Source organism: Streptomyces sp. 17_S59 (assembly GCF_056930295.1).
The window spans coordinates 6,083,823-6,110,762 of sequence record NZ_JBXOWD010000001.1 but is presented as its reverse complement, the minus strand read 5'-3'; the positions used below and the strand labels follow the sequence as shown (position 1 = coordinate 6,110,762).

The following is a 26,940-nucleotide window of genomic DNA, read 5'->3' as shown; positions in this document are numbered from 1 at the left end:
GTATGTCCGCGGAAACGAGGTTAGCGTCTTGGCCACCAAGGCCGTCCAGCCTGACATCTCCCAGGCGCGGGCCAAGCTCAAGCAGAAGAACCGCCCCATCCGTTATCAGCGGTATGGCTTCATGTCTCGGGCCGGGGATCTGAAGAAGATCACCTGGACCGAGCCCATGCCCATCCTCGCCACCACGTGGGCATTCGGGAGACTCCTGAACCGTCACGACTACGACCTGGAGGACAACAGCCTCCCAGGGCAGCGGGACATCTACGAGTCCCAGGTGAGGAAGATCGCCGACGGTATTCGGCGGACCAACCGCCCCTACCTGGGAACCTTGACGATCGGCCTCGACCCGGACCCCGAGTACGTGCAAATCGAAGAGGTCATGGAGACCACTCCCGGGGTCTCCCTCGTCCTTCTCACAGTCAGGGAGGGTGCACCGGATCCCTGGGCCGTCGATGGTCAGCACCGCGAGATGGCTCTGTGCCGGGTCTGGCCCGACGTGAAGGACGCCACCGAGGGCGACGCGGCGGAGATCCGCCGGCACATGGAGCAGTCCAGCGTCGAGATGACGATGCTCCTCGAAGGCGACCCGGACATCTTGTCCACGATCTTCGTCAAGATGGCCTCCACAAAAACGATCTCGCCTTCTCTGATCGCTGTCATGGACAAGGAGAACGTGCAGAACCAGCTGGGCCAGTACACGATCAAGCACTCGCAGCTGCTCCAGAACCGGGTGACCTACCTTTCCGTCACCGCGCACAAGGCACGTTCCGTGAGTTCCGGCGGTCGCTTTGAGGGGCTCTACCCGGCTGCGGCTGCCCGCTCGGCGGCCTCGGCGATCGCGGGCGTCGGCGTCCGGGACCGGAGCCCGGAGAACCGCGAGGCCATCCTTATCGACGTCCTTGCGAAACGGACAGTTAAGAACGGCATCTCGGGCACCGAGGCATTGAAACAGCTCGGCGACGAGGTCGTGGAACTCCTGGACTACGCCTTCCAACACGTCCCAGGCTGGCACGATATCGCCGAGGGACGCTTGTCGGTCGCCGAATTCCGGCAGAGCTACCTGCACTCGTCCGCAGCGGGCCTACACGTCATCGCAAACGTGATCGCGGCGGCCCGCGCGGCAGGGGTCTCACCATTCAAAGCCGTGGATGCACTCGCGGGCATCCCGTGGCAGCGTGATGCCCTGCGGGAGAGCAAGACCTCGGATGACGAGATCGTGATGTCCCACGAGTTCTTCGAGGGGAGCCTGGCCAAGACCGCGTGGGATTCACGCAAGCAGGCGTGGCGGGCCGGTGCGTCTGGGGCCACCCGCTCGGGCTACGAGGCGGCCATCGACCGGGTTCTGCAACACATCGCCAAGACACACCCGGCACTTGAGGCGCTGGCAAGCCCGGAGACTTACGTGGCGGTCGGTCTTACTGGACGCAAGCGCGGCCCGGGAAGGCCGCGCAAGAGCCCCGCCAACAGCACGGATCGGTAGTACCCCCAACCCAGGCCGCACTCAGCGGCAGAGGAACTGAGACAGCCCGCACCGGTGAAGGCGTGGGTGATCGCAGTTCCGAGGCTGACCGGAGCGACCGCCCATGAGGACGGATGCCTTCGAGGAACTGCCCCGTCGTCAATAGCACCGACCCGAGACTGGCGAGCACGATGAACTGAGACACGACCATCCATTCACGCTCCCCAGACACGACATCGTGAGACACCAGCCCCGGCACGTCTCACTGCACATTGCATCGCACCTGGTCAGGGCGAAGTCTCAGGGCTAGATCCAATGAGACCGGACAGTACTCTCGCAGCGTGCTGACTGTTGCCCCCGACGTCGAGGTGCTGGCCCGGTTCGGCCGCGCGCTCGCCGACCCGATCCGCTGCCGCATCCTGCTCGCCCTGCGCGATGCCCCCGCCTACCCCGCAGACCTCGCCGACACGCTCGGCGTCTCGCGGACCCGGCTGTCGAACCACCTGGCGTGCCTGCGCGACTGCGGCCTCGTCGTCACCGTCCCCGACGGCCGCCGCACCCGATACGAGCTCGCCGACGAACGCCTCGGCCACGCACTCGACGACCTGCGCACCGCCGTGGTGGCCGTCGAGACCGACCGCACCTGCCCGGACGCCGACGAGAAGGGCTGCTGCTGACCATGACCGCCGAGATACCGATACCCCTCGGCCCCTCCCCGGCCCGCCGCGACGCGCTCACCCGCCGGATACGCCTGCTGGTCGCCGCGACCATCACCTACAACGTCATCGAGGCGATCGTCGCCCTCGCCGCCGGCACCCTCGCCTCCTCCACCGCCCTGATCGGCTTCGGCCTCGACTCGATCATCGAGGTCTCCTCCGCCGCCGCGGTCGCCTGGCAGTTCTCCGCGGCCGACCACTCCGTACGCGAAGCCCGCGAACAGCGCACCCTGCGGATCATCGCTGTCTCCTTCTTCGCGCTCGCCGCGTACGTCGCCATCGACGCCGTCCGCGCGCTCACCGGCACCGGGGAAGCCGAGCGGTCGATCCCCGGCATCGTCATCGCCGCCCTGTCGCTCGCGGTCATGCCGTTCCTGTCCGCCGCCCAGCGCCGCGCCGGCCGCGAACTCGGCTCCGCCTCCGCCGTCGCCGACTCCAAGCAGACCCTGCTCTGCACGTACCTGTCCGCCGTTCTCCTGGCCGGTCTGGTCCTCAACGCCACCCTCGGCTGGTCCTGGGCCGACCCCATTGCCGCCCTCGTCATCGCCGCCATCGCCGTCAAGGAAGGCCGCGACGCCTGGCAGGGCAAGGGATGCTGCGCGGCCCCGGCCGCGGTCCCCGCCCAGCGGCTGGAGACGGACACCTGCGGCTGCCGCCCCGGCCGCGACTGCTGCAACTGACCGCCCACCAGCACGAAGCGGGCCCCGGCATCACGCCGGGGCCCGCTTCGCGTTCAAGATCAATCTCAGCGCCAACCGCTGTACCGATGTTCCCCAAGCCCGGTTTATTGAAACCTCGGGTCCGGCCCCGACGCCCGCCGCCACTCCTCCGTGACATTCACCCCGCGTTCGTGACTGACCACCAGTTCGAGCTCCCACAGCTGGGTGTGCTCATCGGGTGTGACGTTGCTCGATAGGTGGCCAGCAGTCTTCGTATCTCTGCACATCAGGCGGCCGTGTGGATCCGTGGTTGACCAGTTTGTGGCGGGACAGTTGGCCGCTCCGCATTCGGGTCGCCCCCGGCCACCACGGGAACCGGAGGCAGGGCATGGTTCGTGGGCGCTCCCGGCGCTGGTGGGGGGTCAGTTGTCTGTGAGCGTTTCGCCGTGGCGGAGCCAGGGGCGTGCCAGGGTGATCAGGGCGAGGGCGGCGAGGGCGACGGCGATGAGCATGATGAGGGCCATGGGGGTGGAGCTGGTTTCGCCGAAGAGGCCGACGAGGGGGGAGGCGAGGGCGCCGAAGAGGAATTGGAGTCCGCCGAGGAGGGCGGATGCAGCTCCGGGGGCGGTGCGGCCGAGGGCCTGGCCGAGGGTGGTGGCGGCGGGGAAGATGAGTCCGACGCCGAGGAGGGTGACGAAGAGGCTGGCCCAGGTGCCGGCGAGGGTTTCACCGGCTGTGCCGAGGATGGCCAGCTGGCCGGTCACCCCGAGGCCGCATATGGCGACGCCTGTGGTCAGCATGGCGTTGAGGCTGATCTTCCGGGAGAGCCGACTGAAGGCGAAGCCCGCGATCAGCATGCCGACGGCGTTGGTGGCGAAGATCAGGGAGTAGGCGGTGGACGAGACGCCGTGCAGGTGCTCGAAGATGAAGCTGGACCCGCTGATGTAGGCGAACAGCGCGGCCGAGGTGAGGCCGAGGACGAGTACGTACCCCATGAACGCACGTCGGCGGCACAGGCCGCCCATGGCGCGGAACGTGTTTGCCAGCCCCTGTGACTGCCGGTTCTCCGGGGGCAGGGTCTCGGGGACCTTGGCCAGCACCGCCACGGTGAGCAGGGCGCCGGTCACGGCGAGGGCGACGAAGATGCCGCGCCAGGCGGTCACGCTGAGGATGGCACCGCCGAGGACCGGGGCGGCCACGGGGGCGATGCCCAGGACCTGGGCGAGCAGGGCGAAGTAGCGGGGGACCTCGGGGCCGTCGAAGCGGTCGGTGAGGACGGCGCGGGCGAGGACCATGCCGGTGGCGGCCGCGACGCCCTGGAACAGGCGCAGGATCAGGAGCGTCTGCACGTTCGGCGCGAGGGCGCAGGCCAGGGACAGGGCCGCGAAGGCGGCGGTGCCGCCGATGAGGAGTCTGCGCCGGCCCAGTGCGTCGCTGAGGGGACCGATGGCCAGCTGGCCGGCGACCAGGCCGGCGAGGAAGGTGGTCATGGTCAGCTGGATCGCCGAGCTGTCGGCGTGCAGGGCGGCTCCCATGACGGGGAACCCGGGCACGTACATGTCGGTGGCCAGCGGGGCCACGGCGCTGAGGGCGCCGAGCACGGCGATCAGGGCGGCGCTGCGCCTTGTGGGGACGGCCGTTCGGTGTGTGCGGAGGGTGCTGTTTGTCGTTCGGCTCGGGGATACCATAAGAAAAACCGTAACCAATACATAACCAGTTAAGCAATTGGAGGTCCGGTGCACGCGCACTCGGGCAGGGTCCGCGGCCAGTGGGCGGCGAACAACCCTGGGCTGGACACGTCCTCGATGGAGATCGTCACGCTCATCAAGCGGTGCACGTCGTTGCTGGACCGCGCGGTGGAGCCGCTCGTCGAGGGCGCCCCGCTGACGTTGCAGGAGCTGGATTTCCTGGTGCCGCTGCGTTACGAGGAGGAGCCGGTGATCGCGCGCCGGCTCGCCGAGGACCTGGGGCTGACCCAGGCGGCGGTGAGCAAGGCGCTGGCGAAGCTGGAGCGGCGAGGACTGGTCGAGCGCACGCCCAATCCGGCCGACCGGCGTGCGTCGCTGGTGACCATCACCGAGGAGGGCAAGCGCCTGATGGACTCGCTCTTCCCCCGGCGCCTGGCGGTGGAGGCCGAGATGTTCCAGGCATTGGGCGGTGCCCGCGCCGAGGTGCTCGAGGCGCTGGAGCGTCTCGCCGAGGTGATGGGCGACCACGTCGAGAAGACGGCCGGCGACCGCCGGCGCTGACGGGCCGCCCGCGCGACGCGGTGCGGCCTGCCGGCTGTACGCGCAGCCGGCAGGCCGCACATGTTCAGCTGAAGAGCGCCTCGGTGTTGGTGCGCAGGGCCTTGGCGAGGCCGTCCTCGCCGAGGGCGGTGGTGGCCGCTTGGAGGCGTTCGGCCCAGGTGAGGACTTCCGGTAGCGGTGTGAAGGGCCAGTCGCTGCCGTAGTGGAGACGGGCCGGGTCGGCGACGTTCAGCAGGGCCGGCAGCATCTCGGGCAGGGGCATGCCCGCCAGGTCGAAGTGGAGCGTGCGCAGGGCGTTGCGCATCGGCTGCTGGTGTTCCTTGCCGGCCGTGCGCGCGCCGATGACGTCGACGCGCGAGGCGACGGCGGGCAGGACGGCGCCGGCGTGCGGGACGATCACGCGGAGGCCGGGGTGACGCTCCAGTACACCGGAGAGCACCATGTCGGTCACCGTCCGGGTGGTGTCGAAGAGGAACTCCAGCATGGGCCGCGGGTACGGCAGGGCCGGGGCGTGCCCGGTGCAGGGGGCGGCGGGGCTGGTGGGGTGCAGGAACAGCACGGCGTTGCGGCGGCCGAGTTCGGCGTAGACCGGCTCCAGCTGCTCGTTGCCCAGATAGAGGCCGTCGAAGTTGGTCTCGAAGACCACGCCGTCGGCGCCGAGCTCGTCGAAGGCGTACGTGATCTCCGTCAGGGCTCCGTCGATGTCGGGCAGCGGCGTCGAGGCGAAGAACCCGAACCGGCCCGGGTGGGCGCGCGCGAGCCGCGCGGCCTCCTCGTTGACCCGCCGGGCCAGAACACGGGCCGCGGCTGCGTCGCCGAAGTGGACTCCGGGAGATGAGATCGACAGATACGCCTTGGCGATCCCGGCCTCGTCGAGCATCCGGAGGGCGGAGGTCTCGTCCCAGCCGGGGATGCCCCAGATGCCGTCGGGGCGGGAGTGCCCGTTGTCGATCAGCGCCTGGCGGTAGAAGTCGGGCAGGAAGTGGTGATGGACGTCGATCTTCGTCACGTGGTCACGCTCCCTCGCCCTCGAAGACGACCCGGCCGTCCCGGATCACCTGGTGGATGCGGCCGATGGCCGTGATGTCCTGGGCCGGGTTGCCGGAGACGATCAGCAGGTCGGCGAGCTTGCCCGGCTCGACGGTGCCCAGGCGGTCGGCAATGCCGAGCAGCTCGGCATTGGCCTTCGTCGCCATGGCCAGGGCCGCATGGGGCGGGATGCCCTGGTCGTGGACCATCATCACCAGTTCGTCGCGCAGCTTCCAGCCGTGCAGCCCCGGGGAGTGGGCGTCCGAGCCGACCCCGAGCCGTACGCCCGCCTCGTACGCGCGGTGGACCAGGTGGTTGCCGTAGCGCAGGGTGCGGGCGTCCCCGTCGGCGGTCGCCTCGAACTGGTGGGCCACCATGGTGGGCACGAGGTAGGTGCCGCGGTCGGCCATGAGGGCGAACAGCGCCTCGGCGGCGGCCTCGTCCTGCGGTTCCTCCGCGCGCAGCACCAGGTGCTCGATGTCGTCGACACCCCGCTCGACCGCAGCCCTGGCGTCCTCGACGGTCTCGGTGTGGGCGGCGACCCGCAGCCCGTGGGCGTGGGCGGCGCCGACGATGGCCCCGGTGAGGTGCCAGGGCATCTTGAGCTCGGGCCGGGCCGGGCCGAAGATCGCATTGTTCGAGATGATGATCTTGACGAGATCGACGCCCGCGGCGGCGAGCTCGTCGACCATGCGCTCCGCTTCTTCGGCCGTCTTCGGCATGCGGGCGCCTTCCCGTACGGCCGCCGGGTCGCTGCCCCAGACGGTGGCGTTGGGGTGGCCGCCCTCGACCTGGAAGCTCGGCCCGCTGGTCACGATGCGGGCCCCGGCCAGGGTGCCGTTCTCGATGCCGTCCCGCACGGTGATGCTGTCGTGGAGGAAGTCGCCCAGGCTGCGCTGGGTGGTGACCCCGTACCGCAAGGCGCCCTCGCGGGCGGCGGCGTAGTCGTCGGTGGCGGCCCGACCTCCGAACGGCGGCGCGCTGCGGAACCCCAGGCCCCCCAGATGCACATGGGCGTCGATCAGCCCCGGAAGGACCGCCTTGCCCTCCAGGTCGACCACCGTCGCCCGGGGAGGGACCGGTACGCCGGTCCTGGCGGCGGCGATCCGGCTGCCGGAGACCACGACGGTCGCGCCGTCGATCACGGGTCCGCCGGTGCCGTCGATGAGGAGAGCGCTGGTGAGCGCGATGCTCGGTTCGTGCTGGTTCATGCCACCGAGTCTTCTGCCCTCCCAAGTCATAACGGAAATCAATGATCCATATGGCTCCATCAGCCTCACTGATAGCGTGGGACTGTGGCCCGTCCTGATCTGAACCTGCTCGTCGCCCTGCAAGCCCTGCTCGAAGAACGGCACGTCAGCCGCGCGGCCGAGCGGATCGGTGTCAGCCAGCCGGCGGCCAGCGCGATGCTCGCGCGCCTGCGCCGGCACTTCTGCGACGACCTGCTCGTACGCGAGGGCAACCGCTACCGCCTCACCCCCCTCGGGCAGCAACTGCAGGAACAGACCGGCAGCGTCCTCCAGCTCTCCGACCGGCTCTTCGCCACCAAATCCCACTTCGACCCCGCCGCCACCGAGCGCGAGTTCACCCTCCACGTCTCCGACTACGCCATGGCCGTCCTCGGCCCCCGGCTCCTGACCGCCTTCCAGGAGCGGGCACCGCACGCCCGGCTGCGGTTCCGCCAGTTCGGCACCCCCGAAGCCATGCACAGTGAAGCCGGCGCCTCCGCGACGGACGGGCTGATCGCGCCCCGGGACAGCGGCGTGAGCGGACTGCCGAGCCTGGCGCTCTTCGCCGACGAATGGGTCGTCATCGCCGACGAGCACCACCCCCTCACCCTCGCCGCACCCAGTGCGGACAACGTTGGTGAACTGCGGTGGGTACTGGGGCAGTTCGAGCCACGCGACTCCCGCTTCATGCTGCACCGCCTCGCCGAAAGCGGCCTCCAGCTCCAACCCGAAGCCGTCACCGACAGCTTCCTGGCTCTGCCCCTGTACGTGGCCGGCACCGACCGCGTCGCCGTCATCCAGCGACGCCTGACCAGGGCCGCCCTCCTCCCGCCGACCCTGTGCGTGCTCCCCTGCCCCTTCGACGCGGGACCGATCAACGAGGCCCTGTGGTGGCACCCCGTCCACACCCACGACACCGGCCACCGCTGGTTCCGCACCCTCATCCACGACACCGCCCGTCGGCTCGAGGCGGAAGAGCCCCTCGTCGGCAAGGCCGTCACCTGAAGGCCCCCGTCGGCCGACGCGCGGGCTGTGAGCGCGTCGGCCGGCGGGGGGGTGTCGGGCCGCGGTAGGTCGCTCAGCCCTTGGGCCTGAAGGGGGCTGCGTAGCGGTCGCCGGAGGCGCCGTTCGGCAGGATCTCCTTGATCCTGGTGAGGTCGTGGTCGGTGAGCGTGACGTCGGTGGCGTCGACGTTCTCCGCCAGGCGCTCGGGGCTGCGGGTGCCGGGGATGGGGACGATGTCGTCCCCGTGCGCGAGCAGCCAGGCGAGGGCGAGCTGGGCGGTGGTGATGCCCTTGGAAGCGGCCAGTTCGGTGAGGGCGGCGACGGCTTGGACGTTGGCGTCGAAGTTCTCGCCCTGCCAGCGCGGGTCGAGGCGGCGCCAGTCGTCCGCGGTGTACTGGTCGGCCGGCTTCATCGCTCCGGTGAGGAAGCCGCGTCCCAGCGGGGCGTAGGGCACGAACCCGATACCGAGCTCGCGCACGACCGGCAGGACGGTGTCCTCGACGTGCCGCTCGAAGACGGAGTACTCGGTTTGCAGGACCGAGACCGGCTGCACGGCGTGGGCGCGGCGGATGGTCTCGGGGCCGGCCTCGGACAGCCCGAAGTAGCGGACCTTGCCGGCGTCGATCAGCTCCTTGACCGTCCCGGCGACCTCCTCGATGGGTACGTCCGGGTCGACGCGGTGCTGGTAGAGGACGTCGATGTGATCGGTACCGAGGTAGCGCAGGCTGTTGTCGGCGACCTTGCGGATGTTGTCGGGCCGGCTGTTGAGACCGCCCGGGTTGGCGAGGTCGTAGCCGAACTTGGTGGCCAGCACCACCTCGTCGCGGAAGCCCTTGACGGCCTCGCCCAGCAGCCGCTCGTTCGAACCGGTGCCACCCCCGTAGACCTCGGCGGTGTCGAACAGGGTCACCCCCAGGTCGAACGCGCGGCGGATGGTGGTGATGTTCTCCTCGCGGTTGCTGGGGCCGTAGAACATCGTCATCCCCATCGTGCCCAGCCCCAGGGCGGAGGTGGTCAGGCCCTGCCGACCGAGAACGCGCTTGTGCATGGTCATCTGCGTTGCCTTTCGGATGTCTTCGTCTGTTTCGTCGATTGACGCGATGGCGTCGGGGGATGGTCAGGGGAAGGGGTAGCGGACCTGGGTGAGCTGCTCGGAGACCGACCACAGGCGTCGGGCGACGTCCAAGTCCTGGGCGGCCTTGTCGGGCTGGACGACGGTGGGGTGGCCCCGGTACTCGCCGAAGCCGTCCGGGCCGATGAACTGGCCGCCCTTCACCTCGGCGGCGGTGGCCGCGTAGAGCTGGTTCCAGGCGCCCTTCTCGACGGGCTGGGCCATCAGCGGATTGGCTATCTTGGAGAAGAAGAACCGCAGGAAGCCGGTCGGGCCACTGGACTGCAGGTTGGTGCTGGCGTAGCCCGGATGGGCGAGGACGCTGGTCACCGTCGATCCGGCCGCGCGCAGCCGCCGGTCGAGTTCCAGGCCGAACAGGGTGTTGGCGAGCTTGGACTGGGAGTAGTAGGCGCGCGGAGCGTAGTCGCGTTCGCCGTGCAGGTCGTCGAAGAAGACGGTGCCGCCGCGGTGCTCGACGGAGCTGACCGTCACCACCCGGGCGTCGCGGCCCTGGGCGGCGGACTTCTCCAGCCTGCCCAGCAGCAGGCCGGTGAGTGCGAAGTGGCCGAGGTGGTTGGTGGCGAACTGCAGCTCGTAACCCTGCCGCGTGAGCCGGTGCGGGGGCCACATGACGCCCGCGTTGTTCACCAGGACGTCCACCGGCAGACCGTCGTCGAGGATCTTCTGTGCGAAGGCGGCCACCGAGTCCAGGTCAGACAGGTCCAGCAGCCGCAGCTCGACGCTCGCTGCCGGCTGCTCGGCCAGGAGCCGCTCCACGGCGGCGGTGCCGCGGCTACGGTCCCGCGCGGTCATCACGACGTGGGCGCCGTGGCGGGCCAGCTCGCGGGCCGTCTGGAAACCCAGACCGCTGTTGGCCCCGGTCACGACAGCCGTGCGGCCCTTCTGGTCGGGGATGCGGGCGTTGGTCCACTTGGCCATGGGATGAAGCTCCTCAACAGTGCTCGACGGCTGCAAAGCACCGTCTACGTGCGAAAACACCGGCCCGGGAGGAGGTCTCCCAGCGGCTGTCTCCCAGCCTGCTGCGGACACGAGGAGGTATCCACGGTGCGTCTATCGTCGGTCCGGCAGTGCGTGGATAACCGGAGGCGGACGTACCAAGCTGGTCATGTCAGCGCCTGCAAGCCGGCCCCGCCCCGACCACCCGCAGCGTCCGCCGTACCGCCAGGGAGCACCGAACATGACCGACCGCCGAGAGCTGGGCCGCTTCCTGCGCGCCCGCCGCGAGGCCCTGCGCCCCGCCGACGTCGGCCTCATCCCCGGCGGACGTCGCCGCACCCCCGGCCTGCGCCGCGAGGAAGTGGCCATGCTGGCGAACATCTCCACCGACTACTACGAACGCCTCGAACAGGCACGCGGAGTCAACCCCTCCGAAGCCCTGATCGGCTCCCTCGCCCGCGCCCTGCGCCTGTCCACCGACGAACGCGACCACCTCTACGCCGTCGCCGGCTACCAGCCCCCACAACACCACTCCGCCGACGGCTACGCCGACCCCGGGCTGATGCACATCGTCGACGCCCTCACCGACACCCCCGCGCAGATCGTCGACGAGCTCGGAACGGTGATCGTGCAGAACGCCGCGGCCGTCGCCCTGCTGGGACCGCTGGCCAACCGCCCGGGCCGGGAGGGCAACGGCGCCTGGCTCTGGTTCACCCACCCCGAAGGCCGCCGGCTCTACCCGCAGGAGGACCACGCATCACTCGGCCGCGTCATCGTCGCCGACCTACGCGCGGCCGTCTTCCGCCACGGCCCTCACCCGGCAGGCGAGCAACTCGTCGACGACCTGCTCGAGCGCAGCGAGGAGTTCTCCGCCATCTGGGAACTGGGCGAGGTCGCCACCGTCCGCTCCGCCCGCAAGACCCTCCTCCACCCGCACGTCGGCCGCCTCGACCTGCAATGCGACGTCGTCCTCAGCCCCAGCACCGGAAACCGCCTCTTCCTCTACCGGCCCCAGCCCGGCACCGACGCCACCGAACGCCTGGAATTCCTCCGCGTCCTCGGCCACCAGACCTTCACCACCTGACACCGCCCGGCTGCGGGACGCAGGATCTCAAGGCCCAGATCCAGCGCGTCTGCTGCGTCGGCAACTGCTCCGGCTGCACTCACCCGCACCACAGGCGGCTGGTGTCCACGGACACGGCCGCGTGGCTCTGCGTCGCTTTCCGTGAATCATGCTCACGTGCTGAGGAGGATGCGGCGGCGCAGGAAGTCGAAGTTGGCCCGGCCGTAGCCCTGCCTCTTGATCATTTTGATGCGTGTCACGGCGCCCTCGACTGCTCCGGAGTTCCAGGGCAGGGTGAGGCCGGCGAGGACGGCGTCGCGGTCCTTGCGCAGGCCGTTGGCGAAGCCGTGGAGTTCGGCGATGCTGCTGGCCTCGACTTCGGTGATCCACGGGTCGAGACGTTGTCCGGTGCGGGTTCGGAGCATGGTGATGAACGTGCGGGCGAGGAGCCGGACTTGGTTGATGTGAGGGCAGCGGATGCAGATTGCTTTGAGGTGCTGGCGGGCGGACTCGCTGACGTTCTCGGGCAGGCCGACGATCCAGCGTACGACTTCGCGGATGCCGGGGGCGGTCTTCGGCACGGGTTGTGGTTCGACCTTGCCCTCCAGGGTGTTGAGGAAGCGGCGGACGGTGCGGCGGTCGCCGACGAAGCCCCGGGCCCGGAGCTCCTGGTGGAGGACGACGGCGTTGTTGCACCCTTCGGCCCAGAGTCGGGCCAGGTAGTCGTAGTGCGGCTGGAGCTTGCTGCGGCGTCTGGTGCCGGTCGGCCCGATCAGCTCCTCCGGGGCGGCTGCTTCTGCGTATCGCCGGACGGTTTTGGGGTCCCGGCCGGTGGCTTTGCAGATCTCCTGGAGCGGCAGGCCACGCGCGGCGAGCGCGTGGATCTCCGCATGCCACTGGCGGATCCGCAGGGTGCGAACGGTCTCGACGGCGGGTTCGGCGCCTGCCGGGAGGCCCGCGGACGGTTCGACGGGTTCGCTGGACTCACGCAGGCAGGAGCGGTGCCGGCGGACCGCACGTTCCATGGCCTTGATCAGGTTGTCGAACAGGTGCCAGCGATCGGCCACTTCCTGGACGCCGGGGACGGCGCTCTGTGCCCCGAGCGAGTAGGAGCTGGCGCGGTCGCGGCAGATGATCTCAACTCCTGGGTGGGCGGTGAGCCAGGCGGCGAAGGTCTGGGACGTGCGGTCGGGCAGGACGTCGACGGGCCTGCGGGTGGCCATGTCGACCAGGACGGTGGCGTAGACGTGGCCCTTGCGGGTGGCGAACTCGTCGACGCCGAGCACCTTCACTTCCGGGATGTCCGGCAGCGGAAGTCCTCGCACCAGGCGGAGCAAAATGGTGGCACTGACGGTGGTGGCCAGGTGTCCGGCCAGCCGGGCGCCGGGACGCCCGCCGAGCGCGAGCGCGACCTGCCGCAGCAGGTCCCGCAGCGGCACACTCCGGCGCCCGTGCCGCACCGTCAGTCCCTCGATCTGCTCGGCGAACGTCCGCCGCCCACACCCGTCGTTGTCGCAGAAGTACCGGTGGACACGCAGGTCGATGCCCACTTCCTGCCCGCCCACAGCGCGGTCGGCGAGGCGTCGCACATACCCGCTGTGCCGCCGGCGCGAGACCGCCCCGCACGCCGGACACCGGGCATCAGCCGCCCGGCTCCGGGCCCGTAACCGCACGGAGCGGCCGCTGTGGAACACCGACTCGACTGCCACCGAGTCAAGATGTGGGAACAGGACACTCAGCAGCTCAGACGCATGATCCCCCACGACACTGAGCTACCAGGCTCCGAAGCCCCACCACAAACTTTACGCAAAGCGACGCCAGAGCCACACGGTCACGTCCGTGGACAGCCCGGGCGGCTGAACACCACAGCATCGGTGTTCAGCCCCCTGGGCCCGACGACACCGGATGCCGGCGGGAGAAGTCATCCGCCAGAAGGGCTGGGAGACGGACTACTCGCCCCGCCGAGCACCGGGCCTTCGATGAGGTTGCCGAGCTCGTCGACGATCGGGGAGGCAAGAGCCCCCACACTCCCCAGGAGGTCCCCGAGGTCGTCGGAAGGGGCAGCCTGGGCCGGTGTTGCCAGGAAAAAGCCCCCAAAGGCGAGCAGGACAACGGCCCCGACGGCCATCAGGACACGTTCGACACGATTCACAGAACCCCCTCAAAGAGCCACAGTCGTGCACATGCCACAAGCCTCACTGAACATGCACAGAATCACCCAGAGCCTTCCCAGCAGCCAGGCACCTCACATCACGCCTTCGCGGGAACGGTGAAACACCAGTCCAACAGAATCGGGCAGGGGCAGGTTGCCGGGCCAACTTCGACTTCCTCCGCCGCCGCATCCTCCTCAGCACATGAGCATGATTCACGGAAAGCGACGCAGAGCCCCCGGAGCACTGCACCGAGTTCCGTGAGCTCGTAGAAGTCCCCGGCAGGAGCGACCACCCCGACGGCCGCGAGGTAGCGCAGCAGGCGCACCAGACTGGCCGGATCGACGGCGAGACGGTCGGCCAGCTCGGCGACGGAACCGGCCGCGGCCGCGGCTTCGGTGCCGCTTGTGGACGGGTCGGCGGGGCCGGGCAACTGGTCGGCCAGGCCCAGACCGGCAGCCACCGCGATCGCCTGCGTCGTCCAGGCCCCGGTCATCAGTTCCAGCAGACGCCGCGCCGGATCTCCCGGCTCGGCGCCCCGGTGCGCGGCCAGGACCGCAGGGTGATGACCGCGGGCCCGTACCTCCAAGCGGCCGGAACGCACCGGGCCCGTTGCGGAGAACCCGCCCCGGCCGTCCACCGCAGTGCAGAGGAAGTACAGCACGGTGCAGTTCTCCAGGGAGTTGTATCCCCCGCCGTCGGCGGCCAGTCCGCCGTGGTCGGCGAGGAGCGCACGCAATCCCGCCAGAACCACGCCGTCGGGCGCCCTCACCTCCAGCGCGAGGTGGGACTCGTTGCGCTCCACTCGCTCTCTGCTGACAATCCCGCGCAGCTCCGTACCCGGCACCACCTCCAGGACGAAGAGCTCGATCTCGCACGCCCGTTGGCCGACGGCAGGCGCCTGTACGTGCAGGATCGTGACCTCCAGCGCGGCAAGCGGCAGACCGTAACGTCGGCTCAGTCGTTCCCGCACCACCACACTGGGGATGGCTTCGCCGACTATGAAGCCGTCGGCCCGCAGGCCTGCTATCAGCCCGTCGAGCGACGGCGGAAAGACCAGTGCGGCAGCATGGGCCAGCGGCCACGGCCTCCTGCTCCCCCTCACTGAGCCCGGGCAGCAGGTCCCGCACGACTGCACGTGCGTCCGCCGACCGGACGAGCGACAGAGCGTCGTTGATCACTGCGAGATCGGCCGCGTCGAGGCCGGCCGTCCGGACATACGGATCCATCACAGTCACCTCCCTCGACACGGCAACCGGCAGAGTGTTCCCAGCCTGCCCGCCCGCGAGCCGCCCGGGCAATGACGCGCACATCTGCGCCCGCCCGACCCGACCCGGCCCCCCGAAGAATCAACCGACCACATCCCAGCTCAAGTTACGCCACGGAACGGCCTCCTGGGTGGGTGCGACAGGGCGGCCCGCAGCGCAGCCACGCGGCGTTCTGGCTGATGGGGCTCATCCCCTACTTCCCTTTCTCGAAGTGACGCAGCAGACACCGGGAAGAGGCCATGGTGTCCCGTGGCCGACCATCCGAGTGACTCAGCCGAGGACCGGTTCGTGCGGGCAGAGGATCGTGCCGCCCGTCCTGCTGACCTGTCTGCAGGATGGGCTGGGGCGGTGGCTTGGTGGCCTTGAACGCCGCGAGGGCCTCGCGAGTCACGCTGATCGAGCTTGAGCTCCCGACCCGCGGACGCAGCCGGCTCGCCCCGCCCGAGGTTGACGGGACGAGGAACGGCGCAATCACCGCACGCACCGGCACACCACGGCTCGTAGTACGGGTCGGCCCGTACGCCGGCATGGCCGCCGGGGACGAGGTACGCCTGCGCTGGGACACCGGAATCCTGCGCACCTCGATAGTCGACGCCCGGCTCGTCACCACCTCCACGGTGGGCACGAGCACCCTCTTCCACCTCCCCTGGCCCGCGCCCGGCAGGGTCAGGGTCACCTATGCCGTCGGTCGCGCCGACGGCTTGTGGAGCGTCTCTCAGCACCTGACCGTCACCATCACGGCGTGAGTGCGCGATCACCAAGTCTGCGAAGGGGGACTGACGATGGACCCGGCAGTCCGTCGGGAACTGATCGTTCGTACTGCGCTGCGCCTCGCTGGGCCGACGGCGTCACCGTCACCCCGGGCGCAGACGGCTTGACGGGGCATAGAGGCCGCCATCGCCCTCAAAATCTCGTGCTGATACGAGTTCCAACTGCCAATGCCAGAAGCGGCATTGACGCGAAAGCGGCCGAGGACGCCGTGACGGCGGCGACTGCGGACGGTTCCACGGCGAAGGCGGCAGCGCCACCTGGCGCAGTCATCACCCATCACAGGATCAGCCCGGCGCGCAGGTCATCTGCGAAGGCGGCCGTGTCCGTGAGTCCGAAGGCCACGCGCTGGAGCAGGAATCCGTGCAGCAGTCCCATCACCATGCGGGCCCCGCGGTCCGGGTCCGCGGCGGCGGGCACCGTGCCCGCGGCCCGGCCGCGGCGCAGAGCGTCGGCGATACTGGCGCGGACCTTCTCGAAGCCCTCCGCAGCCGGGCCGCGAACCTCGTCGTTGCGCAGCACCTCCGACCATGCCTGCACGACGCAGCGCAGCAGTTCGTCGACTGCGACCGTGTGCCCCGCCGCGTCCTGCACCGTTTCGCCGCTGATCGTGTCGAGCGCGGCGGCCACCAGTTCCGTGACGGTCGGGGCGTCCGTGCTGTCGGCCAGCCGCTCGACCGGTTCGAAGATCAGCCGGAACGCGTCGCCCGCAATGGCGAGGATGATCTCCTCCTTGCTCGTGAAGTAGCGGTAGGGCGCGCCGGCCGAGACGCCCGCCTCCGCGGCGATGTCCGGCATCGAGGTCTGGTGGAACCCGTCGCGGGAGAAGCAGCGGCGGGCCGCCGCGACGATCTCGGCGCGCTTGGCCTCACGGCGCTCGGCGGTGATGCGCGGCATGGGGTTCCCTTTCATCGTGAATGAACATTCACCTTGACGGCTCGGTCACGGCGGGACCACCATAAAAGTGAACGACCATTTACGGAAGTGAGCTCCCCCTTCCCCCCACGAACTACCCGACAGGAGTGCACTAATGGGCACGCAGTTGAGCGTCGGCGTCCACACCTACGAACACACCCAGGCACTGTTCGACGGGCGGGTCGCGGTCGACGGGGTGGACGCGGTGTTCGAGACGGCACCCCTCGTCTCGGACATCTTCCGCCGGGCCGTCGAGGGGCGTTACGACCTTGCCGAGTTCGGTCTCACCTACTTCCTGCGCACCTTCGACCTCGACGATGCGCCGTTCCTGGCGCTGCCGATCCTGCCCAACCGCAACTTCCGCCACTCGGCGATCTTCGTGAACACCGCCGGCGGGGTCGAGAAGCCGCAGGACCTCGCCGGCAGGACCATCGGCGAGTTCGCTCTCTACGGCCACGACGCCGGGATCTGGTCGAAGGGCATCCTGGCCGACGAGTACGGCGTGACCCCCGACCAGTGCCGCTGGATCATCGGCGGCACCAACCACCCCCTCCCCGCCTTCGGCTGGGTCCCGCAGCCCGTCCCGGACGGCGTCGACGTGCGCCACGCGGAGGACGGCCGGACCCTGGGTGCCATGCTCGGATCCGGCGAGATCGACGCACTGATCTCCGTCGACGTGCCGCAGGCGGTGCTGAACGGCTCACAGAAGGTCGCCCGCCTGTTCCCCGACTACGAGGCCGTGGAGCGCGCCTACTACCGCCGCACCGGGATCTTCCCTCCGATGCACATCGTCGTGATCCGCAGGGAACTGGCACGTCGACAGGGCCTCGCACGCGCCGTGTACGACGCCTTCACGCAAGCCAAGGAACTCGCCGAGAGCAAGTACCTCGACGACGCCACGAAGCAGCACATGGGCGTCATCACGCCGTGGTTCAGCGCGCTGTTCGAGGAGAACCGCCGACTGCTCGGCGACGACTGGTGGCCCTACGGCGTCGCCGCGAACCGCAAGGCCATCGACACCTTCTTGCGCTACCACCACGAACAGGGCCTGTCGAAGCGCCGATTGACGTGCGAGGACATCTTCGTGCCGGAACTCCTCGACACCTGAGTCGAGCGGCAACGACGTTTCGGGGGTGTCGCTTCCGAAGCTCCGAACCGCCACGCGACCGCCTCCGCGGCCAGGTCGCGGGCACGCTCGACGGGATGAGCGGGGCAGCCCTGGGCCGCGTGACAACTGCCTGCCCGGAGCCGTCTGTTGTCACGCGCGACCCGGTCCCGTGAGCCAGGCACTGATCGCTCCGGCAGTGGTACCTGCCTCCTCCTCGATGACGCTCCAGTGGTCGCCGAGGACATCGGCGGTCGTGCACGGAGCGGGCCAGGAGGTCTGCCGCCAGCCCCTGCCCGGTGACGGGGGCCGGGTGGCGCGGACCAGCAGGGTGGGAATCGGCATGGGTTCCGGGGTCCAGCCTCGGGCCAGGCGGCTGTAGGCGCCCAGGGCCGCCAGGGAGGTGTCGTCCACCACGGCGTCGAACTGCTCGCCCAGTTCGAGGGCCGGGCGGGCGGGCATGGCCAGCAGCCACGGCCGGTCCTCGTCGTCCGGGGTGACGTGGTAGGTGTCGACGAGGACGAGACCGGCCGGCGGAGTCGTGGTTCCCGTCAGCCGGGCGGCCACGGAGTGGGCCGCGCAGCCGCCCATCGAGTGGCCGACGAGGGCGTAGGGGCGGTCGCCGAGGTGTTCCCGCACGGTGGCGGCGTGGAGTTCCGTGAGGGTGTCCCAGGTGTGGGGGACGGCCTCTCCTTGGTCAAGTGCGGGGTGCCGGAGTTCGAGGACGTCGCGTTCGCCTCGGAAGAAGGGGGCCAGGGTGGCGAAGCAGGGGCGGCCGAGGGCGGGAGTGAAGGCGGGGAGGCACACCAGCGCGGGAGCTCCGTCCCTGCCCTCGGCCAGCCGGAGGGGGGCGAGCGCGTGGCGGGTGGCCTCGGTGTCGTCGAAGGTGGGCAGCGCGAGGGAGGCGGTGACGAGGAGGTGCATGGCCGAGACGACATCGCCGGTCCCGCACACTCCTCGGTAGAGAGAGGCGAGCGTCCGGGGCGGTCGTGGCCCGGCCTTCTCCGGCCCCGGCTCCCCCGGCAATGCCTCGTACAGATGGTCGGCGAGTTCCCGGGCACTCGGCAGGTCGAAGACGGCGGCCGCGCCCAGGGACAAGCCAGTAAGGGCGTTGAGCCGGTTGCGCAGCAGGACGCCCGTCAGGGAGTCGAGGCCCAGCTCGGTGAGGGGGCGGTCGGGGGGCACGGCGGACGCGTCGGGGTGGGCGAGGACCTCGGCGATTTCCTCGCGGACCAGTTCCAGCAGCGCGACGCGCCGTTCGGACTCCGGCAGCGCGTCGAACTCCTGCCGCCAGGATGCGGGCGTCGCGCTCCCGGAGTGCGCGGTCGGGCGTGCCGAGGGGAGCAGGGTGTTCAGGAGCGGTGGGGTGCCACCGGGAGGGGCGGTGGGGTGCGGCGGGGCGAGCAGCAGCGGGGCGAGCACCGGGGCGTTCATGTCCAGGGCGGTGTCGAACAGGGCCAGCGCGCGGTCGGGAGGCATCGCCCGCAGGATGTCGTCCGCTGCACGGCCGGGGCGGTCCGCGCGGGCCGCCCCCATCCCGTCCGGCCCGCCCCAGGGACCCCAGGCGAGGGAGAGCGCGGGCAGGCCCAGGGCGGTGCGGTGCCGGGCGAGGGCGTCCAGGAAGGCATTGGCGGCGGCGTAGTTGGCCTGGCCCGGGTTGCCCAGCAGCCCGGCCGCCGAGGAGAACAGGACGAAGTGCGCCAGGGGCAGGCCCTCGGTGGCCTCGTGCAGGTGCCAGGCCGCGTCCGCCTTCGGTCGCAGTACGGCGTCCAGGCGTTCGGGGGTGAGGGCTTCCAGGACGCCGTCGTCGAGGACTCCGGCGGCGTGCACCACGGCGGTGAGGGTGGCCGCGTACCGGGCGATCACTCCTGTCAGGCTGGTGCGGTCGGCGGCGTCGCAGGCGAGCACGTCCGTACGGGCCCCGGAGCGTTCCAGCGCGGCCCGCAGCTGCGCGGCTCCTGCCGCCCGTGGGCCGCGTCGGCTGAGCAGGACCAGGTGCCGGACCCCGTGCCGGGCGACCAGGTGCCGGGCGAGGAGCGCGCCGAGGCCCCCGGTGCCGCCGGTGATCAGCACGGTGCCGCCGCCCAGGGCGCCGCCGCAGGCGCGGTCCACCGTCGCGGGCGTGAGCCGGGGAACGCGTACAGCGCCTTCGCGCAGGGAGAGTTGCAGCTCACCGGTGGCGAGAGCGGTGGGCAGGAGCAGCGGGGACGAGGGGTGGTCGTCGAGGTCGACCACGGTGAGCCGTCCGGGATGCTCCGACTGCGCGGACCGCACCAGGCCCCACACGGCGGCGGCCGGCAGGTCCGGAGCGTCGCGGAAGGCACCGCGGGTGACCACGACCAGTCGCCCGCCGGGGCCCGCCGGACGGGACAGATGCTCCCGCAGCACGTGCAGGGCGCGTGCGGTGAGGGCGTGCGTGGCCTCGACGGGGCCCTCCGTCGCGGCCGCCGGTGGGGCGGCCAGGGAGACGACGGCCGGCCCGGGGCCCGTCCCGGCCCCGGAGAGCACTGCCCGGAGTCCCAGGTCATCGGGTTGCGTCACGGTGAACGCCGCTCCGTCGCCGCGGGCCGGAACGCCGACCCAGTGCGGGCGGTACAGGGCCCCGGCCCCGCCTCCGTCGGGGAGGGATTCCGGCAGCGGACGCGTGGTCACGGACCCCACCCGGGCCACCGGAGCGCCCGCGGGATCGGTGAGATGCACGCTGAACTCGTCCGCACCGACGGTGCGGACGTGTACGCGCAGTACCGTGGCGCCGACGGCGTGAACGGCCGTGTCGCGCAGGGCGAAAGGGACGCGGACGGGGCCGACGGAGCCTGCGGCGAGGAGAGGCGCGTGCAACGCCACGTCCAGCAGGGCGGGATGGATGACGCAGCGTCGCGCTTCGGCGTGCAGCTCGGCAGGCAACCGCACGTCGGCGAACAGCTCACCCGAACTCGGCTTCCGCCAGAGGGCGGTGACGCCCTGGAACGCCGCACCATAGGCGTGTCCCGCCGCGGCCAGCCGCTCATAGGCGCCGGTGAGGTCCAGGGGAACGGCTCCTTCGGGCGGCCACGTCCCGTCGTCGCCCTCGCGCTCCCGGGCTCGCGGTACGGGGCCGAGCCGTCCCGTCGCGTGGTGGGTCCAGTTGCCGAGCGGGCCCGCCGTCCGGGGGCGGGAGTGGATGTCCACCGCGCGGCGTCCGGTGGCGTCCGGTTCGCCGAGCGTCACCTGCAGCTGTATCCGTCCGTCCCCGTCGGGGAGGGCCAGCGGGGACAGCAGTACCAGCTCCTCCAGTCCGTCGAGTCCGCACATCCCGCCCGCATGGAGCGCCGTTTCGGCGAACACCGCCGCGGGGACGAGCGTGCTCCCGGCGACGACGTGGTCGCGGAGCCATGGCTGGTCCGTACCGGACAGGTCGCCCGTGCACAACAGACGTTGGGTGCCGGGCAGTGTGGCGGCCCCGGTCAGCAGTGGATGGGCGTGGTCGTCGGCGCGGGGTGCGGACGGCGTGGAACCGCCGGGCAGCCAGTGACGTCGGCGCTGGAACGGGTACGTCGGCAGGTCCACCCGCCGGGCGCCGCTGCCCTCGTACACCCGGTGCCAGTCGACCGGGATTCCCTCCACGTGCAGCCGGGCGACGGCGGACAGCAGCGCGGCGGGTTCCGGGGCACCGCCCTGCGCGGCGGCGAGAAACACAGGTGCGCGGCCGTCCTCTTGGGCGGACCCGGCGGAGGCCGCCGCCGTCAGCTGCGCACCGGGACCCAACTCCGCGCAGACGGTGACGCGTTCGTCGTGCGTCAGCCGGTGCACGACGTCGGCAAAGCGCACAGTCGCCCGGGCGTGCCGCACCCAGTACGCGGCCGAGCGCAGCTCGTCCCCTGTGGCCGGGCGACCGGTCACGGCGGACATCACCGAGATACGCGGCTCGTGGTGGGTCACGCCGGCGGCGACGCGTTCGAAGGCGGCCAGGGCCGGCTCCATCAGCGGGGAGTGGAAGGCGTGGGCGACCCGCAGCCGGGTGGCGCGCCGGCCGCGGGCGGTGAACCGGTCCACGACGGCGCATACGGCCGCCTCCTCCCCGGAGACGACGACCGAGTGCCGGGCGTTGACGGCGGCGACGCCCGCCCGGTCCGCGACGTCGCCCAGCACCGCGAGGACCTCGTCCTCGGTGGCTTCCAGGGCCACCATGGCTCCGCCGCCGGGGAGTTGCTGCATAAGGCGCCCGCGTGCGGCGACAAGGGCGACGGCGTCCGGCTCCGTCAGGATGCCCGCGACATGGGCCGCGACGATCTCGCCCAGGGAGTGCCCTGCCAGGACGCCGGGACGGATCCCCCAGGATTCCAGCAGCCGGAAGAGGGCCACTTCGAAGGCGAACAGACCCGCCTGGGCGATGTCCGTCCGGTCGCGGACGGCCGTGGCATCCGTGGTGCCCTCGGGAGCCCACAGCACATCCCTCAGCGGACGGAGACCGTTGCCGAAGGCCGCGTCGAAACGGGCGCACAGGGCGTCGAAGGCCGCGGCGAAGACCGGGAACGTGCCATGCAACGCGCGTCCCATGCCGGGGTGTTGCGCCCCCTGTCCGGTGAAGAGCACGGCGAGGCGGGCCGTGGGCCCGGCGGCGGTCCGGACCGCGGTGCCCGCCCGGGGCGTGGGGCCGTCCGCCGCCAGGCTGTCCAGAGCGTCCAGCAGAACAGCACGATCGCCGGCCTCCACAGCGGCGCGGCAGGAGAGCGCGGCGCGGGTGGTGGCCAGGGAGAAGGCGACGTCGAGCGGAGACAATCCGGGTTCCCCGCGCAGCAGTTCGGCGATCCGTCGGCTCTGGTCGCGGAGCGCGCCCGCGTCCGCACCGGACAGCAGCAGCGGCGGTGCGAGGGCCGCGGGACCGGCATCCCGCCCGGCAGCGACCCCTGGGACGGCCTCTTCCAGGATGACGTGCGCGTTGGTCCCGCCGATCCCGAACGCCGACACCCCGGCGCGACGGGGCCGTCCGGCGGCGGTCGCCCACTCCCGGTCCTCCGTCAACGGCCGCACGCCGCCCGCATCCCAGTCCACCTGTGGTGTCGGCCGCGCGCAGTGCGCGATGCGCGGCAGCTGCCCGTGGCGCATGGCCATGACGGTCTTGATGACGCCGCCGACACCTGCCGCGGCCTGGGTGTGCCCGGTGACGGACTTCAGCGCGCCCAGCCACAGCGGGCGGTCCGCCGGGCGGTCCTGCCCGTAGGCGGCCTGGAGTGCCCGGGCCTCGACGGGGTCGCCGAGTGCGGTGCCGGTGCCGTGTGTCTCCACGGTGTCGATGTCCGCAGGGGACAGCCCGGCGTCGGCCAACGCCCGGCGAATGACGTCCTGTTGGGCCGGGCCGCTGGGGGCGGTGAGCCCGTTGGAGGCACCGTCGGAGGCGACGGCCGAGCCGCGCAGCACGGCCAGCACGGGATGGCCGTTGCGCCGGGCGTCGGACAGCCGCTCCAGCAGGACCAGACCCGCACCCTCACCCCAGCCGGTGCCGTCCGCCGTCGCCGAGAAGGGCTTGCAGCGGCCGTCCGGCGCCAGCGCGCGCAGCCTGCTGAAGGCGACGAACGACGCCGGAGTGGCCATCACGGTGACTCCCCCGGCGACGGCCAGTGCGCACTCGCCGGAACGCAGCGCCCGCACCGCCCAGTGCAGGGCCACGAGCGAGGACGAGCAGGCGGTGTCCACGGTCACGGCGGGCCCGCGGAGCCCCAGGTGATGGGCGAGGCGGCCGGATGCCACGCTGCCGGCCGACCCCAGCGCGAGGTGCGCCTCCAGCTCATGGGGCCCATGGTGCAGGAGGCGTCCGGCGTAGTCGTCGTGCATAACGCCGACGAACACGCCGGTGTCGCTGTCCCGCAGGGCGAGCGGATCGATGCCGGCCCGTTCCCACAGCTCCCAGGAGATCTCCAGCAGCAGCCGCTGCTGCGGGTCGGTGGCCAGGGCTTCGCGCGGGGACATGCCGAAGAAGGCCGCGTCGAAGTCCGCGGCCCCGCGCAGGAATCCTCCCCGGCGGGTGACGGACGTGCCGAGGCGGTCCGGGTCGGGGTCGTGGATCCCCTCCGGGTCCCAGCCGCGGTCGGCAGGGAAGCCGGACGTCGCGTCGGTTCCGTCCGCGACCAGGCGCCACAACTCCTCGGGAGAGGTGACATCGCGGCCGACGCCCGGGTAGCGGCACGCCATGGCGACCACGGCCACCGGCTCCCCGGCCGCCCCGGTACGGGACGTACCGCCTGCCGACGCGGTCTCCGGATCACCGAAGAGGGCAGCGTACAGGTTCTGCGCCACGGCGGCGGGGGTCGGCCGGTCGAACACCAGCGTCGTGGGCAGGGTCAGTCCGGTGACCGCGGCAAGCCGGTCGCGCAGCCGTATCCCCGCGAGGGAGGTGAACCCCAGCCCGGCGAACGTCAGTTCCGGGTCCACGTCCTGCCCCGGCAGGCCACCGGCTTCGGCCACCGCTTCGAGGACCAGGCGCAGCACGGCTTCGTGACGTGCCGACGCGGGCAACGGCCGCAGCCGTTCCAGGAGCGCCGAGGTGGCCGTGGCGCGCAATGCCGCGGCCTCCTCGGCCGACTGCCCGGCCAGCACCCGCCGTTGGACCTTGCCGGAGCCCGTCCTGGGCAGCTCGGTCGTCTCGAGGAACTCGTGCGGCACCTTGACCGCCGACAGCCGTGCCCGGCAGGCGGCACGGAGGGCATCGGTGTCCACGCCCTGGGGGCGGAGCACGACGAACGCCACGGGCACCTCGCCCAGCACATCGTGCGGCCTGCCGACGACCGCCGCGTCCAGCACCCCGGTGCAGCCCAGCAACACCTGCTCGACCTCGGAGGGGTTGACGTTCTCACCGCCGCTGATGATCAGGTCCTCGACCCTGCCGGTGACGCGCAGACCGCCGTCACGGGTGCGATGCCCGAGGTCTCCCGTGCGGTACCAGCCGCCCTGCAGGGCCCGGGCCGTCTCGTCGGGACGGTGGTGATAACCGGTCATCACCTGGGGGCCGCGGACGCGGATCTCCCCCTCGCCCCCGTCGGCGACGTCCTCGCCGGTCGCCGGATCGGCCACCCGCACCTCGACGCCGGGCACCGGCACCGGCAGCCCGTCGGGCCCCGCACCCTCGAACGGGGTGACCGCGATCTTCCCGCAGGTCTCGGTGGAGCCATAGCCGTCGAGCAGCGGAACGCCCAACTGCCGCTCGACCTCCGAGCGCAGCTCCGGCGGGCAGGGCGCCCCCGCGCTCACACAGCGGCGCAGCCCCGGCAACGGCCGCCGGAAGGTGCGGGACAGTTCGTCGAGCAACAGCCGGTACGTGGCGGGCACACCGGCGAGGAGGGTGAACGGCCGCTCGGCCAGCGCGTCCGCCGGGCGAGCACCGCGGTCGAGGAGGTAGGCGCCGGCCCCCACCGTGACCACCCCCAGCAGACACAACGAGTGGGCATAGGCGTGAGCCATCGGCAACGGCCAGAGCAGCCGGTCCTGCGGCCCCAGCCCCCACAGCGGGACGTAGGCCGCCGCCACCGACCACAGTGCGGCGCGCTGAGTGGACACCACGCCCTTGCACGGCCCGGTCGTACCCGAGGTGTAGAGGATCCAGGCCGGTTCGTCGAGGCCGAGGTCGTCGCGCGGCGGAAGTCCGGGATCGCTGCCGGCCAGTTCCCCGAAGGCGGCCGTGTCCACCGCCAGCCTCCGCAGACCCGGAGCGGCGTGTCCGAACGCCGGCAGCAGAGCGGCCTCCGTGACGACCAGCACCGGTGCGCAGTCACTTACCAGGTAAGCCAGTTCGGCCTCCGTCGAGCCGGGGTCGAGCAGCACCCCCACGGCCCCCGCACGCAGCACGGCCAGCCAGCTCTCCGCCAACTCCACCCGGTTGCCCACGCAGAGCGCCACCCGGTCACCGTGCCGTACGCCCATCCGCCGCAGATGACCCGCCAACCGGGCGGACCGCCGTTCCAGTTCCCCGTAGGTCAGACTCCGGCGCGCGTCCTCGTAGGCGATGCGGCCCGGCCCGCGTGCGACGTGCTCCTTCAACGCGCCGGGCAGAGGCCGGATCAACTCGCCGCGCACCTGCTCCGCACCTTCGCCCATGAGGCCACCTTCCCCCGAACCGCACCGCGGTCGCCCCGGCCAACATACTCGGCCGCGCACGTGGAAATGCACCGAGGAGATACCCACGGATCGAGGACGCCCGCGACCGACTGCATCGGGGGGCCGGCCGCGAGCAGCCGAACTCACCATGGACCGCTGGTCTCCACGACCACAACCGAGCCGATGTTGTTGACGAAGGCGGTCCAAGTCGACTTCGCGAAGGCTGCTGCATCACCGTCGCCGCCGGTGGCGTGGTAGGTGATCACATGGGTGCCGTTGACGTTGTTCCCACGGTAGACGTCGAGCAGCCGGCTGCTGTTGTCGGCATGGGTGGTGAACTGCCGTGGCCCGGCCGCTGCTTGGAGGGAGCCGAAGCTGGCGGGCCAGTGGTCGCTGCCGTAGTTGGGGTTGACCGTCGCCTGCCAGTTGCCGGTGTCGACGTTGGCGACCATGTAGTCCAGCTCGTTGCCGTTCTGCTGGGTGGCCCCGCAGCATCTCGGGCAGGGGCATGCCCGCCAGTTCGAAGTGGAGCGTGCGCAGGGCGGTGCGCATCGGCTGCTGGTGTTCCTTGCCGGCCGTGCGCGCGCCGATGACGTCGACGCGCGAGGCGACGGCGGGCAGGACGGCACCGGCGTGCGGGACAATCACGCGGAGGCCGGGGTGACGCTCCATCTCCGTCAGGGCTCGGTCGATGTCGGGCAGCGGCGTCGAGGCGAAGAACCCGAACCGGCCCGGGTGGGCGCGCGCGAGCCGCGCGGCCTCCTCGTTGACCCGCCGGGCCAGAACACGGGCCGCGGCTGCGTCGCCGAAGTGGACTCCGGGGGAGGAGATCGACAGGTACACCTTGGCGATCCCGGCCTCGTCGAGCATCCGGAGGGCGGAGGTCTCGTCCCAGCCGGGGATGCCCCAGATGCCGTCGGGGCGGGAGTGCCCGTTGTCGATCAGCGCCTGGCGGTAGAAGTCGGGCAGGAAGTGGTGATGGACGTCGATCTTCGTCACGTGGTCACGCTCCCTCGCTCTCGAAGACGACTCGGCCGCTTCGGATCACCTGGTGGACACGGCCGATGGCGGTGATGTCCTGGGCCGGGTTGCCGCCAAGAGATACCTGCAGGTCAGGCACAGCGCGGACGCTGCTGTGGTCGCATGCGGTCGCACGAACCGCAGCCCTCAGGTCGACACTGGGACTAGCA

18 protein-coding genes and 1 pseudogene are annotated in these 26,940 nt (G+C 71.2%); 8 read left to right on the top strand and 11 right to left on the bottom strand.

What is annotated here, in order from left to right; all coding sequences use genetic code 11:
* Nucleotides 1-28: 28 nt before the first annotated feature.
* The 3 genes from AC1Z4A_RS27690 to AC1Z4A_RS27680 all read left to right on the top strand — a co-directional run bounded on the left by AC1Z4A_RS27690 (nt 29) and on the right by AC1Z4A_RS27680 (nt 2,855).
* Nucleotides 29-1,480 (top strand): DNA sulfur modification protein DndB, encoded by a 1,452-nt coding sequence (locus AC1Z4A_RS27690; RefSeq protein ID WP_483682589.1) that lies wholly within the window; start codon nt 29-31, stop codon nt 1,478-1,480.
* 320 nt (nt 1,481-1,800) lie between these two features.
* Nucleotides 1,801-2,136, top strand: coding sequence for an ArsR/SmtB family transcription factor (locus tag AC1Z4A_RS27685; protein ID WP_483682588.1), 336 nt, complete (start codon nt 1,801-1,803; stop codon nt 2,134-2,136).
* 2 nt (nt 2,137-2,138) lie between these two features.
* On the top strand, nt 2,139-2,855 hold the full coding sequence (locus AC1Z4A_RS27680; RefSeq protein WP_483682587.1) for a cation efflux transmembrane domain-containing protein: 717 nt from the start codon (nt 2,139-2,141) through the stop codon (nt 2,853-2,855).
* A 401-nt stretch (nt 2,856-3,256) separates the two neighbouring features.
* Here the strand turns inward: AC1Z4A_RS27680 and AC1Z4A_RS27675 are convergent, their stop codons facing one another.
* Nucleotides 3,257-4,522, bottom strand: coding sequence for a multidrug effflux MFS transporter (locus tag AC1Z4A_RS27675; RefSeq protein ID WP_483682586.1), 1,266 nt, complete (start codon nt 4,520-4,522; stop codon nt 3,257-3,259).
* 48 nt (nt 4,523-4,570) lie between these two features.
* Between AC1Z4A_RS27675 and AC1Z4A_RS27670 the strand changes: the two genes are divergently transcribed.
* Entirely contained in the window at nt 4,571-5,083 is a 513-nt protein-coding gene (locus AC1Z4A_RS27670; protein WP_483682585.1) for a MarR family winged helix-turn-helix transcriptional regulator, read from the top strand.
* A gap of 64 nt (nt 5,084-5,147) precedes the next feature.
* Here AC1Z4A_RS27670 and AC1Z4A_RS27665 read toward each other — a convergent pair whose 3' ends face one another.
* Both AC1Z4A_RS27665 and AC1Z4A_RS27660 read right to left on the bottom strand, forming a co-directional pair.
* Nucleotides 5,148-6,092 (bottom strand): amidohydrolase family protein, encoded by a 945-nt coding sequence (locus AC1Z4A_RS27665; RefSeq protein ID WP_483682584.1) that lies wholly within the window; start codon nt 6,090-6,092, stop codon nt 5,148-5,150.
* 4 nt (nt 6,093-6,096) lie between these two features.
* Entirely contained in the window at nt 6,097-7,323 is a 1,227-nt protein-coding gene (locus tag AC1Z4A_RS27660) for an amidohydrolase family protein (protein WP_483682583.1), read from the bottom strand.
* 84 nt (nt 7,324-7,407) lie between these two features.
* Between AC1Z4A_RS27660 and AC1Z4A_RS27655 the strand changes: the two genes are divergently transcribed.
* Nucleotides 7,408-8,346, top strand: a complete 939-nt coding sequence (locus tag AC1Z4A_RS27655; RefSeq protein ID WP_483682582.1) for a LysR family transcriptional regulator — start codon at nt 7,408-7,410, stop codon at nt 8,344-8,346.
* 73 nt (nt 8,347-8,419) lie between these two features.
* Here AC1Z4A_RS27655 and AC1Z4A_RS27650 read toward each other — a convergent pair whose 3' ends face one another.
* Nucleotides 8,420-9,394 (bottom strand): aldo/keto reductase, encoded by a 975-nt coding sequence (locus tag AC1Z4A_RS27650; RefSeq protein ID WP_483683752.1) that lies wholly within the window; start codon nt 9,392-9,394, stop codon nt 8,420-8,422.
* A 69-nt stretch (nt 9,395-9,463) separates the two neighbouring features.
* Nucleotides 9,464-10,396 carry an oxidoreductase gene (locus AC1Z4A_RS27645; RefSeq protein ID WP_483682581.1) on the bottom strand — a complete coding sequence of 311 codons (933 nt, stop codon included), beginning with the start codon at nt 10,394-10,396 and terminating at the stop codon, nt 9,464-9,466.
* Nucleotides 10,397-10,655: 259 nt separating this feature from the next.
* Between AC1Z4A_RS27645 and AC1Z4A_RS27640 the strand changes: the two genes are divergently transcribed.
* On the top strand, nt 10,656-11,498 hold the full coding sequence (locus AC1Z4A_RS27640) for a helix-turn-helix transcriptional regulator (RefSeq protein ID WP_483682580.1): 843 nt from the start codon (nt 10,656-10,658) through the stop codon (nt 11,496-11,498).
* A gap of 152 nt (nt 11,499-11,650) precedes the next feature.
* Here the strand turns inward: AC1Z4A_RS27640 and AC1Z4A_RS27635 are convergent, their stop codons facing one another.
* Together AC1Z4A_RS27635 and AC1Z4A_RS27630 are read right to left on the bottom strand one after the other, a co-directional pair.
* Nucleotides 11,651-13,150 (bottom strand): ISL3 family transposase, encoded by a 1,500-nt coding sequence (locus AC1Z4A_RS27635; RefSeq protein ID WP_483683751.1) that lies wholly within the window; start codon nt 13,148-13,150, stop codon nt 11,651-11,653.
* Nucleotides 13,151-13,727: 577 nt separating this feature from the next.
* Nucleotides 13,728-14,606, bottom strand: a complete 879-nt coding sequence (locus tag AC1Z4A_RS27630) for a methyltransferase family protein (RefSeq protein WP_483682579.1) — start codon at nt 14,604-14,606, stop codon at nt 13,728-13,730.
* Nucleotides 14,607-15,257: 651 nt separating this feature from the next.
* On the opposite strand from AC1Z4A_RS27630, the gene AC1Z4A_RS27625 reads away from it, so the two are divergent.
* A complete protein-coding gene (locus tag AC1Z4A_RS27625) occupies nt 15,258-15,641 on the top strand; it encodes a hypothetical protein (protein WP_483682578.1) in 384 nt (127 codons plus the stop codon).
* Nucleotides 15,642-15,942: 301 nt separating this feature from the next.
* Here AC1Z4A_RS27625 and AC1Z4A_RS27620 read toward each other — a convergent pair whose 3' ends face one another.
* Nucleotides 15,943-16,560 (bottom strand): TetR/AcrR family transcriptional regulator, encoded by a 618-nt coding sequence (locus AC1Z4A_RS27620; RefSeq protein WP_483682577.1) that lies wholly within the window; start codon nt 16,558-16,560, stop codon nt 15,943-15,945.
* Between the two features lie 133 nt (nt 16,561-16,693).
* Between AC1Z4A_RS27620 and AC1Z4A_RS27615 the strand changes: the two genes are divergently transcribed.
* Nucleotides 16,694-17,686, top strand: a complete 993-nt coding sequence (locus tag AC1Z4A_RS27615) for a 4,5-dihydroxyphthalate decarboxylase (protein WP_483682576.1) — start codon at nt 16,694-16,696, stop codon at nt 17,684-17,686.
* Nucleotides 17,687-17,836: 150 nt separating this feature from the next.
* Here AC1Z4A_RS27615 and AC1Z4A_RS27610 read toward each other — a convergent pair whose 3' ends face one another.
* The 3 genes and pseudogenes from AC1Z4A_RS27610 to AC1Z4A_RS27600 all read right to left on the bottom strand — a co-directional run.
* Complete coding sequence (locus AC1Z4A_RS27610; RefSeq protein ID WP_483682575.1) at nt 17,837-25,750, bottom strand: type I polyketide synthase; 7,914 nt, start codon at nt 25,748-25,750, stop codon at nt 17,837-17,839.
* 143 nt (nt 25,751-25,893) lie between these two features.
* Nucleotides 25,894-26,202, bottom strand: a complete 309-nt coding sequence (locus AC1Z4A_RS27605; RefSeq protein WP_483683800.1) for a hypothetical protein — start codon at nt 26,200-26,202, stop codon at nt 25,894-25,896.
* A 265-nt stretch (nt 26,203-26,467) separates the two neighbouring features.
* Nucleotides 26,468-26,749 (bottom strand): annotated as a pseudogene (locus AC1Z4A_RS27600) (amidohydrolase family protein); the annotation flags it as partial.
* Nucleotides 26,750-26,940: the final 191 nt, after the last annotated feature.